General features: G+C 28.5%; 21 protein-coding genes and 1 riboswitch. Of the genes, 16 read left to right on the top strand and 5 right to left on the bottom strand.

Annotation, left to right across the window (positions count from 1 at the left end; translation table 11 throughout):
• Positions 1-15 precede the first annotated feature (15 nt).
• From DR024_RS17180 to DR024_RS17170, 3 genes are all read right to left on the bottom strand, one after another.
• On the bottom strand, positions 16-447 hold the full coding sequence (locus tag DR024_RS17180; RefSeq protein WP_027098999.1) for a DMT family transporter: 432 nt from the start codon (positions 445-447) through the stop codon (positions 16-18).
• 88 nt (positions 448-535) lie between these two features.
• Positions 536-988: a dUTP diphosphatase gene (locus tag DR024_RS17175; protein ID WP_027098998.1), complete on the bottom strand. Its 453-nt coding sequence runs from the start codon at positions 986-988 to the stop codon at positions 536-538.
• A 167-nt stretch (positions 989-1,155) separates the two neighbouring features.
• Positions 1,156-1,698 carry a hypothetical protein gene (locus DR024_RS17170; protein WP_027098997.1) on the bottom strand — a complete coding sequence of 181 codons (543 nt, stop codon included), beginning with the start codon at positions 1,696-1,698 and terminating at the stop codon, positions 1,156-1,158.
• A gap of 321 nt (positions 1,699-2,019) precedes the next feature.
• On the opposite strand from DR024_RS17170, the gene DR024_RS17165 reads away from it, so the two are divergent.
• The 15 genes from DR024_RS17165 to DR024_RS17095 all read left to right on the top strand — a co-directional run bounded on the left by DR024_RS17165 (position 2,020) and on the right by DR024_RS17095 (position 15,588).
• Positions 2,020-3,285 carry a UDP-N-acetylglucosamine 1-carboxyvinyltransferase gene (locus DR024_RS17165; RefSeq protein ID WP_055185022.1) on the top strand — a complete coding sequence of 422 codons (1,266 nt, stop codon included), beginning with the start codon at positions 2,020-2,022 and terminating at the stop codon, positions 3,283-3,285.
• 16 nt (positions 3,286-3,301) lie between these two features.
• Positions 3,302-4,093 (top strand): MBL fold metallo-hydrolase, encoded by a 792-nt coding sequence (locus DR024_RS17160; protein WP_055185020.1) that lies wholly within the window; start codon positions 3,302-3,304, stop codon positions 4,091-4,093.
• A 29-nt stretch (positions 4,094-4,122) separates the two neighbouring features.
• Positions 4,123-4,620: an SEC-C metal-binding domain-containing protein gene (locus DR024_RS17155; protein ID WP_027098994.1), complete on the top strand. Its 498-nt coding sequence runs from the start codon at positions 4,123-4,125 to the stop codon at positions 4,618-4,620.
• 84 nt (positions 4,621-4,704) lie between these two features.
• Positions 4,705-5,346, top strand: a complete 642-nt coding sequence (locus DR024_RS17150; RefSeq protein ID WP_027098993.1) for a lactate utilization protein — start codon at positions 4,705-4,707, stop codon at positions 5,344-5,346.
• Between the two features lie 91 nt (positions 5,347-5,437).
• A complete protein-coding gene (locus DR024_RS17145) occupies positions 5,438-5,956 on the top strand; it encodes an Hsp20 family protein (protein ID WP_172458970.1) in 519 nt (172 codons plus the stop codon).
• A 60-nt stretch (positions 5,957-6,016) separates the two neighbouring features.
• Positions 6,017-6,496 (top strand): 23S rRNA (pseudouridine(1915)-N(3))-methyltransferase RlmH, encoded by a 480-nt coding sequence (rlmH, locus tag DR024_RS17140; protein ID WP_027098991.1) that lies wholly within the window; start codon positions 6,017-6,019, stop codon positions 6,494-6,496.
• A 140-nt stretch (positions 6,497-6,636) separates the two neighbouring features.
• Positions 6,637-8,235 carry an amidohydrolase gene (locus DR024_RS17135; RefSeq protein WP_099328560.1) on the top strand — a complete coding sequence of 533 codons (1,599 nt, stop codon included), beginning with the start codon at positions 6,637-6,639 and terminating at the stop codon, positions 8,233-8,235.
• 85 nt (positions 8,236-8,320) lie between these two features.
• Entirely contained in the window at positions 8,321-8,467 is a 147-nt protein-coding gene (locus tag DR024_RS17855) for a hypothetical protein (RefSeq protein ID WP_155849311.1), read from the top strand.
• Between the two features lie 141 nt (positions 8,468-8,608).
• A complete protein-coding gene (locus tag DR024_RS17125; RefSeq protein WP_027098988.1) occupies positions 8,609-8,905 on the top strand; it encodes a hypothetical protein in 297 nt (98 codons plus the stop codon).
• Positions 8,906-9,181: 276 nt separating this feature from the next.
• Positions 9,182-10,399 carry a carboxylate--amine ligase gene (locus DR024_RS17120; protein WP_027098987.1) on the top strand — a complete coding sequence of 406 codons (1,218 nt, stop codon included), beginning with the start codon at positions 9,182-9,184 and terminating at the stop codon, positions 10,397-10,399.
• Between the two features lie 3 nt (positions 10,400-10,402).
• Entirely contained in the window at positions 10,403-11,113 is a 711-nt protein-coding gene (cuyB, locus tag DR024_RS17115; RefSeq protein ID WP_027098986.1) for a cysteate racemase, read from the top strand.
• A 23-nt stretch (positions 11,114-11,136) separates the two neighbouring features.
• On the top strand, positions 11,137-12,681 hold the full coding sequence (locus tag DR024_RS17110; RefSeq protein WP_111919371.1) for a Mur ligase family protein: 1,545 nt from the start codon (positions 11,137-11,139) through the stop codon (positions 12,679-12,681).
• 225 nt (positions 12,682-12,906) lie between these two features.
• Positions 12,907-13,389, top strand: a complete 483-nt coding sequence (locus tag DR024_RS17105) for a hypothetical protein (protein WP_027098985.1) — start codon at positions 12,907-12,909, stop codon at positions 13,387-13,389.
• Between the two features lie 98 nt (positions 13,390-13,487).
• On the top strand, positions 13,488-14,726 hold the full coding sequence (locus tag DR024_RS17100; RefSeq protein WP_065254785.1) for an HD-GYP domain-containing protein: 1,239 nt from the start codon (positions 13,488-13,490) through the stop codon (positions 14,724-14,726).
• 100 nt (positions 14,727-14,826) lie between these two features.
• The gene (locus DR024_RS17095) at positions 14,827-15,588 is read left to right on the top strand and encodes a YdcF family protein (RefSeq protein ID WP_065254786.1); all 762 of its coding nucleotides are present in this window, start codon (positions 14,827-14,829) and stop codon (positions 15,586-15,588) included.
• A 43-nt stretch (positions 15,589-15,631) separates the two neighbouring features.
• On the opposite strand, the gene DR024_RS17090 is transcribed toward DR024_RS17095, so the two are convergent.
• On the bottom strand, positions 15,632-17,026 hold the full coding sequence (locus DR024_RS17090) for an NAD(P)/FAD-dependent oxidoreductase (protein WP_027098982.1): 1,395 nt from the start codon (positions 17,024-17,026) through the stop codon (positions 15,632-15,634).
• 28 nt (positions 17,027-17,054) lie between these two features.
• Positions 17,055-17,158: riboswitch (purine riboswitch) on the bottom strand.
• Positions 17,159-17,260: 102 nt separating this feature from the next.
• On the bottom strand, positions 17,261-17,986 hold the full coding sequence (locus tag DR024_RS17085) for a PP-loop family protein (RefSeq protein WP_055185009.1): 726 nt from the start codon (positions 17,984-17,986) through the stop codon (positions 17,261-17,263).
• A gap of 201 nt (positions 17,987-18,187) precedes the next feature.
• On the opposite strand from DR024_RS17085, the gene DR024_RS17080 reads away from it, so the two are divergent.
• Entirely contained in the window at positions 18,188-18,841 is a 654-nt protein-coding gene (locus DR024_RS17080) for a DUF6483 family protein (RefSeq protein ID WP_099314346.1), read from the top strand.
• Positions 18,842-18,949: the final 108 nt, after the last annotated feature.

Here is an 18,949-nt window from a genome sequence, read left to right as displayed (position 1 = left end):
ATAGAACTCCTTTGTTTAATGTTTCCATTTAAATACTATAATACCTACAACCATGATTGCAATACCTATAAGTTCTTTTAATGTAAAATTAAGTTTTTCACTTCCGAATAGTCCAAATGCTTCAATTAATGCAGCAGCTAATAATTGAGCAACAAGTATTATACCGATTCCACATGTAGGGCCTAAACCACTAATGCTTTTCATAACTGTATATGTTATTACAACACCAAGAGCACCCCCTAGTAAATATAATTTATTGGCTTCTTTAATTTGATTATAGCTTCCTTTACCTATAAAAAAGGTAATAATTAAGGTTAGTATAAGAGCACTTCCTTGAACAAAAACGTTTGTTTCCCAAACTCCAATTTTTTCTCCTAGTCGTGTATTAAATACACCTTGAACACTCATAGCAATACCAGAAATTATTGCTGTAATTATAGCTATCATTTTAATCACCTCAAAAATAGTATTCCCAGAGAGATTTAGAATATAATAAAAGCTCCCTAAAAATTAGAGAGCTTAAAATATGATGAAGTTATAATTTAAAACCATCTACAATATCTTGTTCAGAGAATCCTAGACTTATTGCAAGACTTAAAAAGTCTTCTAATAAAGTAACATAGTGATCTTCAGAAGAAGATATTAGAAGGTCATTTATGTCTATATATAAATTTAAAAATTGATCGCTTAAACAATATTCACTAGGTTGTATAGTAATACATTTAATACTGTCATAGCCTTTATCAATTCCTAAAGATAAGACTTGCCTGAAGCAAGAGATATACTTATCGAATACAGTACTTTTATTTACAGTAAAGTTATCATCAATCCAATATTTATAGCATTTTGTTTCATTTGCTAATTCACTCATTTTTATTTGAAGTTCAAGATGTTTTCTTGCAAGTAGCTTATAACCACTTAAGTTAGTATCTATTTGAACTTTATTATTAGCTTCTTTTTGTATTTTAAACAAATCTTCAATTTGCATGTTTATATCCCCCTTAATTTTCAAGGCAATCGTCTTTATATATTTTACAGAATCTTTAGAATAAAGAAAAGGTCAGAAAACGACTACAAAACAAATATTTTTCAAATATTAAAAAAAATAATAAAAACTCCTATTTATTCTTTGAAAAAATAGGAGTTTTTATTATTTTAAAAATTTCTAAGAGGATAACTTTTAATTAATGTTTCCCTTCTACTATTAGAAATTTTCCATATTTCAAATCTATCAACCTTTAGTGTAGGATAGGTTTTATTATTTTTATTTGAATCATATAGTACTTCACTATTATTTTTTTTATCCTTATTAAAATAATTTACATTGGCTAAAGAAATTGCAAGTTCATCTTCATCATTATTTAAGATATTAAATCCATGTAATTTTAAAGTATCATTGATAACTCTTGAAATCTTTCTTATATATCCAATATGTTCAATCTTGAGATTTACTGTTTTAGTAGTCTCACTTACGCAAACACTATCGCACAATTCAACTTTAAATTTTTTATAAGGTTTTAAAATCTTTTCTAAAATTGGACTAAGCTTATCTATAGTTGGATTTTCCAATGCTCCTAAAACGATGTATGGCTGAGGAGAATTTCTATTAGCCCTAAATTTTTTTGAAAGATTTTTTTGAATAGGTGATATTAACTTATAAGATTCGTCATCGAATAGTGCAACAATATAATATTTCATAGCAAACCTCACATTCGGGAAAATTTTATATACAAACTTTGTTATAAATTATAACATATTACCAAATATAAAAAAACATAAAAGCATTGATTTTATTTAATTTACTAAAAATACTAAAATTTTAACAAATTAAATGGAGTATAGTTACTAAAAAGGTGAATTTGCCATAAAAAAGATATTTAAATAACTATACTTTATGTTATAATAGTTAAGATAGAATTCTATATAATAGAGTTATAATGCGTATTTAATAGAATTTTGGATATAATTATGAATTTTGGGAATTTTAATATATATAATCTTTGAATAAGGGTGAATTTGATGGAAAAGTTAGTTATTAATGGAGGTAAGTCTCTTAGGGGATCGGTTGAAATAAATGGTGCAAAAAATGCAGCGGTTGCAATATTACCAGCTGCTATAATAGCGAATACTGGAAAATGTGTAATTGATAATATACCGGATATAGAAGATGTACATTGTTTAGAACGTATACTAAAAAGTTTAGGATGCACTGTAAATAAGTTAGATAATAATACATTAGAAATTGATAGTACGGATGTAAATAATTTTGATGCTTGCACAGAAGATGTTAGAAGAATGAGAGCTTCTTATTATTTTATTGGATCGTTATTAGCAAGATTTAAGCAAGCTAGAGTGGAATTACCAGGGGGATGCCCTATAGGTGTTAGACCAATAGACCAACATATAAAGGGGTTTGAAGCATTAGGTGCAGAAGTTGTTATAGAACATGGTGCTGTAAAAGTTAAAGCAGATAGGCTAGTTGGGACTAATATTTTCTTTGATGTTGTTTCAGTTGGAGCTACAATTAATGTTATGATTGCAGCTACATTAGCTGAAGGGGTAACAACATTAGAAAATGTTGCAAAGGAACCACATGTAGTAGATGTTGCGAACTTCTTAAACACTATGGGGGCAGACATAAAGGGTGCAGGAACTGATGTTATTAGAATTAGAGGTGTTAAAGAACTAAGCGGATGTTCGTATAGTGTTATTCCTGATCAGATTGAGGCCGGGACATTTATGATTTCTGCTGCAGCAACAAGAGGGGATATTACAATAAAAAATGTAATTCCTAAGCATTTAGAATCTATAACAGCAAAACTTATAGAAATGGGAGTAGTTGTTGAAGAAGGTGACGATAGTGTTAGAGTTACAGTCGATGGAGAACTTAAGGGCGTTAATATAAAAACAACTCCATATCCAGGGTTTCCAACAGACATACAACAACCTATGTCTTCGCTTTTATCAACAGTACCAGGAAGAAGTATGATTAATGAATCTATATATGAAAATAGACATAAACATACTGATGAGCTAAAGAAGATGGGTGCTAACATAAAAGTTGAAGGTAGAGTAGCCTTAATTGATGGTGTAGAGAAGTTAACAGGTGCTGTAGTTGTGGCAACTGATTTAAGAGCAGGTGCAGCTATGGTTGTAGCTGGGCTTATGGCTGAAGGTGAAACAGAAATTACAAATATAGAACATATAGATAGAGGATATCCTCATATAGAGGAAAAATTTAGATCTTTAGGAGCTGACATACATAGAGTTAGTTGTGAAGATTAAGATGGGGGAAAAGTAAATGATTTTTTGCTCATTATATAGTGGTAGCAGTGGCAATAGTATTTTTATAGGTGATAAAGAATCAAAAATATTAATTGATGCTGGTATGCCTGGAAAAAAGATTGATGAAGCAATGAAGTCTATTGGGCAAGATCCTAGTAAGTTAGATGGAATATTCATTACTCATGAGCATAGTGACCATATTAAAGGTGTAGGAATAATATCAAGGAAATACGATGTCCCTATATATGCTAATGATAAGACTTGGGCTGCTATGGAAAGTTCAATAGGCAAGGTAAAAGAGCATAACATAAAAGTTATGGATAGAAGAACAAGCGTTGATATAGGTAGCTTAAATATAAAGTCTTTTATAATACCACACGATGCTATATCGCCGGTAGGTTATACAGTAAGTAATGGGATAAAGCAAGTAAGTGTTGCTACTGACTTTGGTGTATTTACAGAAGAAATTTATAGTAATGTAAAAGACTCAGAGGTTATTTTATTAGAAAGTAACCATGATGTTAATATGCTAAAGTTCGGTCCATATCCATATTCACTAAAAAGAAGAATATTAAGTGAAGTTGGTCACTTATCAAATGATGACTGTGGCGAAGCTATAGTTAATATAGCAAAAAATGGATTTGGAAAAAAGGTTATATTAGGGCATTTAAGTAATACAAATAATCATCCTGATTTAGCTTATCAAACAGTTTTAAATGTAATAAAAGATAAAGGCTTAAAACAAGGTGAGGATGTAATACTTTCTATGGCAAGTAGAAAAGAGCCAAGTGGCTATATAGAATTATAAAAAATATATTTAGAAAAGAGGAGAATAGTATGAGTTTATACAGTAATTGGACTGATATGGTAGTAGAATATGTTAAGACTAAGGGCGAAAAGGCTTTTTGGGATGAATATAGTGCTATAGAAACAAAAATATATAAAGATTTATTAGCAGATCATAAAAACGTGAAAAAAGTTGTGATTTCAAATCTTGCTAAAGAATATAATACAACAGAAGAGTTCATAATGGGATTTGTTGATGGAATAAATGATAGTTTAAACAATCCATATGATCTTGAATCTGTAGATTCAAATACTGAATTAGTATTTGATATAAACTTAGAAAAATTATATTTTAATATGTTAGATGCAAAGGCTGATTACTTATATAACTTACCACAATGGGATGGAATATTCTCAGTAGAGAAGAGACATGAAATAGAGAAAGAATATAAAGATTCTAAAACAGTTAGAAATGAAAATAAAGTAGGTAGAAATGATCTTTGCCCATGTGGTAGTGGTAAAAAGTATAAGAAGTGTTGTGGAAAGTAAGTTGAATTTAGGTAGATATGAGTATCATATCTACCTTTTTTGTATGATAAAATTTAATTAAAGATGTATTGAGGAGGTTTTTATATGGATAAGAATTTAAAGTGGGTTAATGAACAAAAAATAATTAGAACAATTGAAGCATTAGAGAAAAATAATATGAATGGTTACTTGGTTGAAAATGAAGAGGAGTTAATAGATAAAATTAAAGAGATAGTTTCAGAAGGTTCAATGGTAGCTTGTGGTGGTTCTATATCTTTATTTGAAACAGGAGTAATAGATCATTTAAGAAGCGATAGATATAAATTCCTAGATAGATATAAGGAAGGATTAACAAAAGAGGAAATAGTAAAGATTTATAAAGAGGCTTTTTTTGCAGATGCATATTTTTCTAGTAGTAATGCCATAACGGAAGATGGACAACTGTATAATGTTGATGGGAATGGAAACAGAGTAGCAGCTTTATTATATGGGCCAGAAAAAGTAATTATCATATGTGGTATTAATAAGATAGTTCCAACATTAGATGATGCTATTAAAAGGAATAAAACAGTAAGTGCGCCAGCTAATGCAAAAAGGTTAAATAAAAATACTCCTTGTACAAAGGTAGGATACTGCATGAACTGCAATAGTAAAGAAAGGATATGTAGTGAGTATACTGTTATAAAAAGACAAAGTATAAAAGGAAGAATACATGTTATATTTTTAAATAAAGAGATAGGATATTAAAATTGTATCAAAAAAGGAACCATTTAATACATATATATTATAAAAGCATCTTTATGAGGGGATGGTATATATGTTTGGAATGTTTCCTTTTATGTTTAATAATAGCCCTATGAATAATAACAATAATAATTTTAACTATGGAAGTATATTAAATGGTTTGCTAAATGATGATTTTATAAATGGAATGGTTGATCAACTTTTATCTAGTGATTTTGTAAATAATATGGTTGATGATTTGATGAATGAGGATGCTTATGATATATCAATAAAAGATTATGGCCCATATTATTTGATAAAAGGATATTTACCAGGATTAACTCCAAAGGATGTAAATATAGACTTTGAGGAAAACAAAGCTATATTAACCATTAAGAAAAAGCAAACATATTCAAATGGTAGAAATGTAAGAATGACAATAATTCAAACTGGTGGAGATTTAATAAAAACCTTCTATGTAGAAGAAATAGATGTAACAAAATTAAAAGCATCATTTGATAATGATTTATTATTGTTAACATTACCTAAGAAAAAACAAATAAAATCTAAAGATGTTGTTGTAGAAGATGATTCTCCAACTATTATAGATGTAGATAACTATAAAGTAGAATAAAATGAGTTTTAATCCTCCTTTGTGGTAATATATTAGTATATTACTTAGGAGGATATTTTTATGAACATTTCAATTATTGCAGTGGGAAAGTTAAAAGAGAAATATTTAAAACAAGCAATTGATGAATATTCAAAGAGATTGAGTAGGTATTGTAAGTTAGAAATTATAGAATTACCAGATGAGAAAACACCAGATAATGCATCAGAAAAAGAAGAGCAACAAATAAAAGAAAAAGAAGGTAGATTGATTTTATCTAAAATAAAGGATAATTCTTATGTAGTTGCAATGGACTTAAAGGGTAAGCAAATAACTTCTGAAGAGTTTGCTTCATTTATATCAAATTGTTGTGTTACAGGAAATTCAAATATAGTTTTTATAATTGGAGGAAGTTTAGGGTTATCAGAAGATGTAATTAAAAGAGCAAATTATAAGCTATGTTTTTCAAAGATGACATTTCCTCATCAGTTATTTAGAGTAATGCTTTTAGAGCAAGTATATAGAGGATTTAGAATTATTAACAATGAGCCGTATCACAAGTAAGTTTTCAAATAAAGATAAGTAGTGTGTTTTATTTGAAGAGAATATAGTAAGATTCTAGCTAAAAAACTGATTAAAAAATATATACTGTGAAAAGCTAAAGCTGAATAAATATAAATTAAGAGAATTTTGGGAGGGTAAAAATGTCCAATAAAGAAAAGTTATATTTTAATGGAGATATATTGACACTTGAGGATGAATTATATACTGAAGCAGTGTTAATTAAAGGAAGAAAGATAGATAAGTTAGGGAAAAAAGAAGATTTACTTAAGGAAGCAAGTAAAGATGTGGAGATAATTAATCTACAAGGGAAAACATTAATGCCATCATTCATAGATGCACATAGTCATTTTTCTGGATATGCTAGTTCCTTTACACAAGTAGATTTAGGAGAAGCAGTAAGTTTTGAGGAAATTGTTGATGCTATACAAAGGTTTATTAAAAAGAATAATATACCAGCTGGAATGTGGATTCAAGCAAATGGCTATGATCAAAGTTATTTAGAGGAAAAGTCTCATCCAACTAAGGCGGTTTTAGATAAAGCAGCTCCTAATAATCCACTTATTGTTAAACATAAGTCTGGACATATGGGTGTATTAAATACTATAGGAATAAATGATTTAGGGATAACAGTGGATACACCAAGTCCAGAAGGAGGCGTTATAGAAAAGAAGGATGGAGAAGTTACTGGATATTTAGAAGAAAATGCATATATAAATTATATTCAATCTATACCAGTTGTATCTAATGAAGAATTTATGGAAACTCTGCTTAAGGCTCAATGTGCATATGCCAGTTATGGTATTACAACTGTTCAAGAGGGAATGGTTGTAGATGTATTAACAGATATATTTCAGTATTTAATACAGTCTAAACTTCTAAAAATAGATTTGATTGGATATTTAGATATAATGAATGCTGAATTATTAAAAGAAAAGTTTGCAAATTGTATTCAGAGATATGATAATCATGTGAAAATGGGAGGATATAAGACTTTCTTGGATGGATCTCCACAAGGTCGTACCGCATGGATGAGAACTCCATACTTAGGAAAGGAAAAAGATTATTATGGATATGGAGTACAAAAGGATGAAGAAATAGAAAGTAAATTAGAGAAGGCATTAAGGGAAGATATGCAGATATTAGTCCATTGTAATGGAGATGCTGCTTCTCAGCAATTCATAGATCAATATGAAGTTGCCAAAGAAAGAACTCATTCGAATAATAATATAAGGCCTGTTATGATACATGCTCAATTATTAGCAGAAGACCAATTAGATGATTTAAAAGCTTTGGGTATAATGCCATCTTTCTTTGTAGCCCATGTTTATTACTGGGGGGATGTTCATATAAAGAATTATGGAATGGAAAGAGCAAGTAAAATAAGTTTGGCAAAGTCAGCTCAAGATAAGGGAATACTATATACATTTCATCAAGATTCGCCTGTTATAGAGCCTAATATGTTAGAAACTATATGGTGTGCTGTTAATAGAATAACTAAAAATGGAGTTTTATTAGGAGAAGAGGAAAGGGTAAGTCCCTTAGATGCCTTAAAAGCTGTTACAAAAAATGCAGCATACCAATATTTCGAGGAAGATATTAAAGGTACCTTAAAAGAAGGTAAGTTAGCGGATTTAGTTATATTAGATAAGAATATACTAAAGGTTGATCCTATGGAAATAAAAGATATACAAGTTCTTGAGACTATTAAAGAAGGCGAAACTATATTTAAAAAGCAATAGTTATAATTTTAAAAGAAGAGGTGGTTTATCCACCTTTTTTATTTTAGGTTACTTAAAGGTAATAGTATTTAGTACTACTTTTTTATTGGTTTTATTATTGGGAGGAATATTTAAGATTGTAGATACTAGAAAAACTCAAGCTATAGAAAGAGAAAAACAGGTTGAGTTTGAGGCACAAAGACTAAAAGCAGAGGAGGAAGCTAAAAGGAAGTTGGAAGGGGAAAAAGAATGAACAGAAGCCACAAAATAATCAAACACAGGAAGGTACAACTTCTGAATCTATATTAGAATCTAATATTCCTATTAAGGAGAATACAAAAATATTTAGGGTCTGAAATAAGCAGGTTTGGATTTATTTATTATGATTTAACAAGTGGGATACAAGATAGAAATAAATGAAAATAAGGTCTTTACAGCAGCAAGTACATATAAGGTTGGCTTAAATATGGTCACATATGAAAAAATAAGAAAGGGTTCATTAGATAAATATTTCCAATACAATAAGGTCGTACATAAAATGAGTAATTATGGTGGCGCTGTTAGTGATATAGGAATAGTGTTTACAGACAAGCCATATGTAATAGTAGCGTATGCAGAAGGGGTAAGTGGCCCAGCTGAAAAAATATCTAAAATATCAAGAATGATATATAATGAACAATTGAAAAAGTAACTAATCAAGAGGTTGTCTCAGATTAAGGTTTTACCTTAGGCTTATACAGCCTTGTTTATTAAATATGAAAAAGTATGTTTAATAAATTCTTTTGTGACAATAATTAAAAAAGAAGTTATTTTGCTAAAAATAATGTATAATAGTAGTTGTAAAAACCTTGGAAAGTGGCAATATTACTTGCCTTGACAAATAAAATAGCGAATACTATAATGTATTGAGCAAAAATGTACAAGTTTTTTTACTTTTAATTATTGAGAAAAGATGGTGAGATAAATTATGAAACAAAAGGAAATAGAATTTATGCCACTTTTATTTGGCGGAGATATTAATGTTTATAGTGTGGCTAGAGCTTTTCATGAAGCATATGGAATAAAAAGTACAGTATGGGGAAAGTATGCAATAGGTCCTTGTTTTAATAGTGATATTATAGATTATAATGTGTGTGAGAAAAATGATGATCAAGAAAACTTTATTAAACATGTAAGAGAATTTGCGAATAAGCACAAGGATAAAACAGTTATATTAATTGGATGTGGAGATAGTTATGTAAAACTATGTGCTGAAAATTTAGGGAATTATCCAAGTAATGTAGTAGCTCCATATGTTAGTAGTGAAATGATGAATACATTAATACATAAGGAAAAGTTCTACAATATATGTGATAAGTATGGAATAGATTACCCGAATACATTTATATATCGTAAGGAAATGGGAAATGACTTTGAACTTCCATTTGGAGCACCATATATCTTAAAGCCTGCTAATAGTGTTATGTATTGGGAATATCCTTTCCAAAGTCAAAAAAAGGTTTATAAGCTTGATACAAGAGAAGAATTAGAAGAAACATTAAAGCAAATATATGATGCTGGATATACGGATTCAGTGGTGTTACAAGAATTTATAAATGGTGACGACACATATATGAGAGTTTTAACAAACTATTCAGATAAGAATGGAAAAGTTAAGTTAATGGCATTAGGACATGTTTTGTTAGAAGAACATACACCTCATGGAATAGGGAATCATGCTGTTATAATAAACGAATATAATGAAGATGTTACAGTGAAAATTAAAAAATTCCTTGAAGATATCAACTTTGTAGGATTTTCAAATTTTGATATAAAATACGATGAGAAAGACGGAAAGTATAAAGTATTTGAAATAAATGTTCGTCAAGGAAGAAGTAATTACTATGTAACAGGTAGTGGAAATAATATAGTTAAATATTTAGTTGAGGATTATATAGAAAATAAGGATATTCCTTTTAAAATAGCAAAAGAAAGATGCTTATGGAGTGTAGTTCCAAAGTATGTAATGTTTAAGTATATAAAACCTCAACAATATAAAGATGAAATGAGAGAACTTATAAAAGAAGGAAAAGTAACAAACTCTCTAGATTATAAAGTAGACAATGGATTTAAGAGAAAAATGAGTTTGTTTAAATCAAAGTTAGGGCACGTATATAAATATAGAAAGTATCTTGGAGGAAAATAGTAGATGTCTTCAAATACAGGTTATAATAAACTAGGTGTTATAGGTGGAATGGGACCTAAGGCAACTCAATTATTTATGGGAATGGTTATTGATAGAACCAATGCAGATAAAGATCAAGAGCATATACCAATGGTTGTTTTAAATGATACTACAATACCAGATAGAACTAGTGCTATTCTTAATAAAGATGAGAGTAAGGTGTTAAATAAGCTGGTAGAAGATGCAAAGCTATTAGAAACTACTGGATGTAAGGTTATAGCAGTTCCATGTAATACTTCACATTATTTTATAGATAATGTTCAAAGTGAGGTATGTATACCTATAATAAATATGATAAAAGAAACAGTTAAATATATATATAACAGAAAGAAAAGTATTAAAAAGGTTGCTATTTTAGCAACTGATGGCACAATAAGTGTTGGGGTATATCAAAAAGAACTTGAGTTATTAGATATTGAAAGTTATATTCCTAGTAAAGACAAGCAAGCTATGGTGATGGACATAATATATAATCAAGTTAAAAAAGGGAAAATAGGAAATTATGGTATGTTTTTAGAGATAGAAAGGGAACTTAAAGAGGCAGGCTGTGATGGAGCTATATTAGCGTGTACAGAATTATCTTGCTTTAAAGAGCAACATGATTTATCTGATTTTTATATAGATGCAATGGATATTTTAGTAAGTAAGTCTATAGAGATGTGTTCAAAAAACTAAGTAATAAAGAAAAGGAGTAGTTTATGAGTAATATATGTAGTTTAGAAGAATACCTAAAGCTTTTATTAAAACAGAATTTAGTATTGGAATATGATATAGAAGATAAGAAGAAAAGTCATATAGAGTATGTTTCATGTAATTCTAAAGATATAAAAACAAATACTTTATTTATTTGTAAAGGGGCACACTTTAGAGAAGAATTTTTAAAGGATGCAATAATAAGTGGAGCAGTTTGCTATATAAGCGAAAATAAGTATGAGTTAGGAAATGATTGCTCTTATATAATTGTTAATGATATAAGAAAAGCAATGGCGTATATATCAAATTATTTTTATAATAAAGCTTGGGAAAAGTTAAACTTAGTAGGGATTACAGGTACTAAAGGAAAGTCTACCACTACATATTTTATAAGATATATATTTGATGAATATCTAAAAAGCATTAATGAACCAATGAGTGGCGTTATATCTTCTATAGATACATATGATGGTGTTATAGATATAGAGTCACATATTACTACACCAGAATCAATTGATTTACATAAGCACTTTGATAATGCTGTTAGAAGTGGAATGAAATATATGGAGATGGAAGTATCTAGCCAAGCGTTGAAATACAATAGAGTATTAGGTATAGAATTTAATGTTGGATGTTTTTTAAATATAGGTTATGATCATGTAAGTGATATAGAGCATAAGGATTTTGATGACTACTTTAGCTCAAAGCTTAGGATATTTGAACAAAGTAAGATATCTTGTATTAACTTAAACACTGAGCATTTAGAAGAAGTATTAAAAGCAAGTAAGAAGTGTTCTAATATGATAACTTTTGGGTTAGATAAAAAAGAAGCAGATGTATATGGTTATGGTGTTAGAAAGAAAGATAATAACATATTATTTAGAGCTAGAACAAAGAGATTTGATAAGGAGTTCCAATTAACTATTCCAGGGTTATTTAATGTTGAAAATGCATTAGCAGCAATAGCAATATGTGAGGCGTTAGATATTCCTGAAAAGTATATATATGAAGGCCTTAAAAAAGCTAAGGTTAAGGGAAGAATGGAAGTTTATAACAATGAGGATAATAAGGTGATAGCCATTGTAGACTATGCTCATAATAAGTTGAGTTTTGAAAGGCTATTTGAATCTGTTAAAGCAGAGTATCCAGAAAGAAAAATAACTACTGTTTTTGGATGTCCAGGTAAGAAGGCTCTAGATAGACGTAAAGATTTAGGTGAGATTTCAGGAAAATATTCAGATACGGTAATAATTACAGAGGAAGATCCAGGAGAAGAATCAGTTGTAGATATATGTAATGAAATATCTAAATATATTAAAGCTCAAGGATGCAATTATTCTATAGTTACTGACAGAGGAAAAGCTATAGAAAAAGCCATTATGGATGTAGATGAAGATAGTGTAATTTTAATAACAGGAAAAGGAGATGAAACAAGACAAAAAAGAGGTCTTGAATATATAGATTGTCCTTCAGATGTTGATTATACTAAAGAATTTTTATATAAATATGATAATAGGTTGTTTAAAAAAGATAGAATAAAAAAATTTTAATAAGAATAAATAATAGTAATAAATCTTATATAATTAAGTAAATATATAGTAATAGATTAGTTATTAAAAACCGCACTTCGTAGATTTATAGAGGTGCGGTTTTCTAATATTATTGTTTTATTTATTAATTAGTTTTTAAAAAAGTTATACTTAATTAAAGATTGGAGTTATAAAAAAAACTTTAATTAATAGATAATAATATAGCATGATGAAAAAGAGGTAATTATGAATTCAGATAATTATAATGGATTTGAAGAGTTTTTTTACAATATGTTTAATTTTACTGGAACTTTTGATGAACAGGGATGTTCAGATATGCCAGGAGGATTTCAAGATTTAAATCCTCAGCTTTTTTCTTTGATGGGACAAATTATAGGTATGGTTATGTCTGGAAACCTACCTTTTAATGTTCAAAATGCTATAGGAAATTGGTTAATGTTGGTGGGGCAAACTATTGAAACATATAATGCACAGCAACAATATTTTCAAAGTGGTCCAGGACGTTATTATGATCTTAAATATAAAAATGTAACCAATCCGTTTTGTCCACAAAGTAACCAATCTAGTTCAACTTCACAAACAGGAGAATCAACATCAAAGAATAAGCAAACAGCAAAGACTTGTTCTGATATAGAACACCTTAGAAAAGAAGTAGATAGGTTATCATTAGAACTAGAGAGATTGAGAAAGGAAGTTCATGGTCAATGAAAGAAAAGTATTTACTAAAAATGTATAAGTATTTTATAATTAATTAATAAATTTATAGTAGTAAGTATTAATTTTATTTAAAGAAATGGATATCAGGTATGAAAGAAGTATTATTAAAAGATGTTATAACGATTATACATAGAACAATAAATTCCATAGATGATAGATTACTAGAGCATGGAGAACAGGTAGCATATATAATGATGAACTTATTAAAAGAAAGAGGTATAAATGATAAGGATGAGATAATAGATTTATGTACAATATCAATGTTTCATGATATTGGAATACATAAAGTGAGTGAAGTAAAAGACTTATTAAGTGTTGATTCTTTTAGTCCCTTTGAACATGCAATATATGGGGCATTATTTATTAAATACTTTTCACCATTAAGTAAGCTATATAAGGTGGTTTTAGGGCATCATTTTACATATAAATATATAAAGTTAAAAAATATAGATGTACCTATAGAGGCCGTAATGTTAGGATTAGCAGATTATTTTAGTATATTAGTTATAAATGATAAGGAATTAAGTACCTATGAAATTAGAAAAATGACCAATATATATACTTTAGAAAATGTACAATTGCTTTTAGAGGTAATTGATAAGTATGATATTAATAGGAAGCTAAAAGATAAATCATATAAATCTGAGTTATATGATTTCTTAAAGGATAAGAAGTTAAAAAGAGAAGAGATATTTAATTATGCTAGAATGTTAGCTTATGCTATAGATTTTAGAAGTGAAGTTACAGTTAAACATAGTATAATTGTAGAAGCTATAAGTTATGAAATTGGGAAATTGCTAGGACTAGATGAAAAAGTATTATATAAATTAAAGATATCTGGAATATTGCATGATATAGGTAAGATATCTATACCAGTTAATATATTGGAGAAAGAAAGTAAGCTAAATGAAGAGGAGTTTGAGATAATAAAAGAACATTCTATTATAGGATATAATATTTTAAGTGGATTGAATATAGATGATATTAGAGATATAGCTACCTTACATCATGAGAAAATTGATGGAAGTGGATACCCTTTTGGAATTAAGGGGGATGAGCTATCTACGGAAATAAGGATTTTATCTATAGCAGATATATTAAGTGCATTAGTTGGAAGAAGAAGTTATAAAGAATCTTTTGATAAAGAAACAGTAGTTAATATACTTAATGAAATGAGCGAGAATAATAAAATAGATAAGGATATTACAAATCTAGTTATACTAAATTATGATTCTATATTGAATAAGGCTGATATAAAATCACGTAAAATAATGAATATATACTTAGATATTAAGAAAGAACATAGAGATTTGCTTGATATGTTATAGATAAACATATTACATATTAATTAAAAAGGCAAAAATCACATTTACGGAAATAATTACCTCTGATACTATTATTCTATAAGATATTAGGGGAGGAGATAAAATGAAAAAGAATTTAGACATAGTTATAGGTGGAATATTAACGGTATATTCTATACTGGTAAATGTATTGAGTTTTAGGAAAATCGCCTTTAGTGAAGTTTTTTTAATAGCTGGTATAGTGTTTATACTATATCATTTTATTAAGAAAAAGATATATAATAATGAGAAATTAAAATTAATAGATAAAGTAATCAAGATTTTTGTATGCATTGGACTAGTTGTGTTTTTCATTATAGAAGGCATTATAATATGTTACCCTAAGAATAGTACAGAGACAACTGATTATATTATTGTTCTAGGTGCAGGGTTAAATAATAGGAATGAGCTAAGTCAAACCTTAAGGGATAGGCTTAATACAGCATTAGATTGTCTTAATAAGTATAATAAAGAGAGTTACATTGTGGTTTCTGGTGGACAGGGTGAAGATGAAGATATGTCAGAAGCAGAGGCAATGGAAGGGTATTTATTAGAAAATGGTGTTAGTAAAGATAGAATTATAAAAGAAGATAAATCAAGAAATACATCTGAAAACTTTAAGTTTTCAAAAGAAAAAATTCAAGAGCATAGTAATAAAGATTTAAAAGATGTAAGCGTAAAAATAATAACAACAGATTTTCATGCTTTCAGAAGTAGTATGTTAGCAAAAAGAAATGGATATGAAAATATTGAAGTATATTCAAGCAATACAGTAAATTACTTAGTTCCTGTATTTTATACAAGAGAAGCTGTAGCTTTAGTAAAAAGTTATTTTTTTGATAGATAACAAAAAAACTCTAGTAAAAAATTTTACTAGAGGTTTTTTATGTTTATAGAAGTCTTCCCATCATGACTCCCATAGCAGAAGCCATCATAAGGCCTCTTGTCCATCCACTTGAGTCACCTAAACAGTGAAGTCCTTTTATATTAGTTTCAAAGTTTGTATCTAATTTTATTTTATTGCTATAGAATTTAATTTCTGGACCGTAAAGAAGTGTTTCTCTACTTGCAAACCCAGGAACTACTGTATCCATAGCTTCAATGAAGTTTAATATGTTGGTCATAGTTCTATATGGCATTGCAGAAGTTAAATCACCTGCTTCTGCATCTGGAAGAGTGTGTTTTACATTTGATTCATAAAGTTCATGTTCCCATGTTCTCTTACCATCTAATATATCACCATATCTTTGAACTAATATCTTTCCATTACCTAGCATATTAACAAGTTCAGCTACTTTTTTACCATATTCAATAGGCTCGTTAAAAGGTTCAGCAAAGTTATGAGAACTTAATATAGCTAAATTAGTATTATCAGACTTTAGATTCTTATATGAATGACCATTAACTATAGCAAGATTATTATCATAGTTTTCTTGGCTTACAAAACCACCAGGGTTTTGACAGAAGGTTCTTACCTTATCTTTAAATGGAAGAGGATGTCCAATTAATTTTGATTCATAAAGAACATTATTAACACTTTCCATTACCTCATTTCTAAGTTCTACTCTAACACCAATATCTACTGGACCTGCAGAATGGTTAATATTATGTTCAACACACATATCCTTTAACCAGTCAGCACCTTTTCTACCTGTAGCAACAACAACTTTATTACTGAATACTTCTTCATCCTTTTTCTTAGTTAAGGAATCAGTTAATAAGGCTCCAGTAACAGAGTTATTTTCTATAATTAAGTTTTTAACTAATGTATCAAATTTAATTTCAACACCAACTTCTAATAGGTGATTTTGAATTTTAAGGTATATTTCTTGAGCCTTTTCTGTACCTAAATGTCTAATAGGACAATCTACTAATTTTAGTCCACCTTGAATTGCTTTTCTTCTAATTTCTTTAACAGCATCATTATTATCTATACCCTCAACTTTAGTATCAGCACCAAAGTCTAGGTATATTTTATCAGTATAATCAATAAATTCTTGAGCAGTTTTTGCTCCAACAAGGTTTGGTAAATCTCCACCAACTTCATAACTTAATGATAACTTTCCATCTGAAAATGCACCAGCGCCAGAGAATCCTGATGTGATATGACAATAAGGTTTGCAAGAAACACAAACATTTGTCCTGTCTTTAGGGCAATGTCTTTTATCTATTTGTTTTCCAGCTTCAATTAAAAGGATTTTAGATTGTGGTTTTTGTTTCTTAAGTTCATATGCAGTAAAGATTCCTGCAGGGCCAGCACCAACTATAATTACATCATAATTCATTATAAACATCTCCTCGTAAATTAAGATAATATACTTAGCAGACACTTATAGCCCAGAGTAATTTACGGTAACTCGGTAGAAACATCCAACCCATATTGTAGGATTTATATAAGTGAACAATTTATTTGAAATTAATAAAAAAGTTCTAACTACAAGGTGATTTTAGCTTATTTTACACATGAAATCAATACAAAACTGTAAAAATTTAAAATAAAAAAGAATAAAACACGAATATTATTCGTGTTTTATTCTTTCTTTATCCCATATAAACAGTTGGCTAGGGTTGTTTAAACATCCAAAAATATTTTTTTTGAAACATGGTATTTTTCTATCTAAATCTTTGATTAGTTCTTTCATATCTTGCCTTTTGGTTTTTCCGTCAGCAGGACAAGGATTCTTAATAATAGGTAGCTTGTTATTTAGAGCAAATTTTCTAATAGAGCTTTCGTTTATATAAACCATAGGTCTAATAAGGAATAAGTTGTTTTTATCCATATAACTTTTAGGAGAAAAACAATTAATTCTGCCTTCATAACAAATGGAAAGTAAAAAAGTTTCTAATGCATCATCTTTATGATGACCTAATGCAACTTTATTACAACCAAGCTTACTTGCATTATCATTTAAGGCACCCCTACGTAAATTTGCACATAGAGAGCATGGATTTTTTTCTTTTCTAATATCAAAAACTACTTCCTTTATATTAGTTTCAACTTCATAAAAAGGTACTTCTAATTCTTCGCATAACTTATGTAAGGGAGAGTTATCTACTCCACCTGGATTTAGCGTTATAGCTATTAAATCAAAAGATTCTGGGGAAAATCTTTTATAAGAATTTAATAGATATAATAAAGTTAAGCTATCCTTACCTCCAGACAGTCCTACTGCAATTTTATCTCCATTTTCTATTAAATTAAAATCATTTATAGCTTGTCGCATTTTACTGAGAAGCTTTTGCATATATATTTCCTCCTATGTTGTAAATGTATTATAATTTTATAACAAAAAGCAAAATTTAAAAATATATTTCTTATATTTCAATTTGACCTTAACTTACTATAAATAAATAGAAAATTTAAAATAAATTAACTTAATTTATATTTAATTATAGTTATATAATATTTATACTATAATTAAATTTTCTGTAAAATGGAGGGCCTTATGATTAAGAAAGATTTTATGAAAGAAATTGAAAATTCACTAAAAATAGTTAAAAGAGAAGTTGATAAAAATATAATAAATGGAGATGTTAGTAAGGCTAAAGAGGCTATAAACAATCAATTAAAGGGGTTAGTAGGGTTAGATATAATGACAATCGACACGATTTCATTTAGTAGTGTTATTGATATTATAAGTCGTGAGGATGAATTTAATGGAGAAAAGTATATAGCTCTTGGAGAATTGCTTTGTTTACAAGGTTTTGTATGTCAAAGTACAGGGGATGAAGAAGGTCAAATTAGATATTATCTAAAGTCTATAGATGCTTTAAATGAGGCCTTTAGAGAGGATAGTGATATAGAAAAAAGGTATTTTCAAGATGGAATACATATTTCAGATTTATTATCGGTATATGATTTAACGATAAATGAAAATAAAAAGATATTTAAGTTTTATGAGATTGTTGGAAAATATGATAAAGCTGAAGATATATTATTTTATATGATAAAGAAGAGTAATAAAGATAAGAATATAATATCAATGGGCATTAACTATTATGAAAGATTAAAAAACTTAAGTGATGAGGTACTAGAAGCTGGTAATTTATCCAGAGAAGAAATAGAAGATAGCTATAAAGAATTAATGAATATTTGTTGACAAAATACATTAATTATAAGAAAATAAATCAGGAATTTAATAAGAACTTTTTTAGCAGACGGGCGGCTAGACTACCCGTGTGCTTTTTTTATTTTAACTAAGGAGGAA

Source organism: Clostridium paraputrificum, assembly GCF_900447045.1.
GTDB lineage: Bacteria > Bacillota > Clostridia > Clostridiales > Clostridiaceae > Clostridium > Clostridium paraputrificum.
Note: the sequence above shows the minus strand (reverse complement) of the source record. Positions and strands in the feature narration are given on the sequence as shown.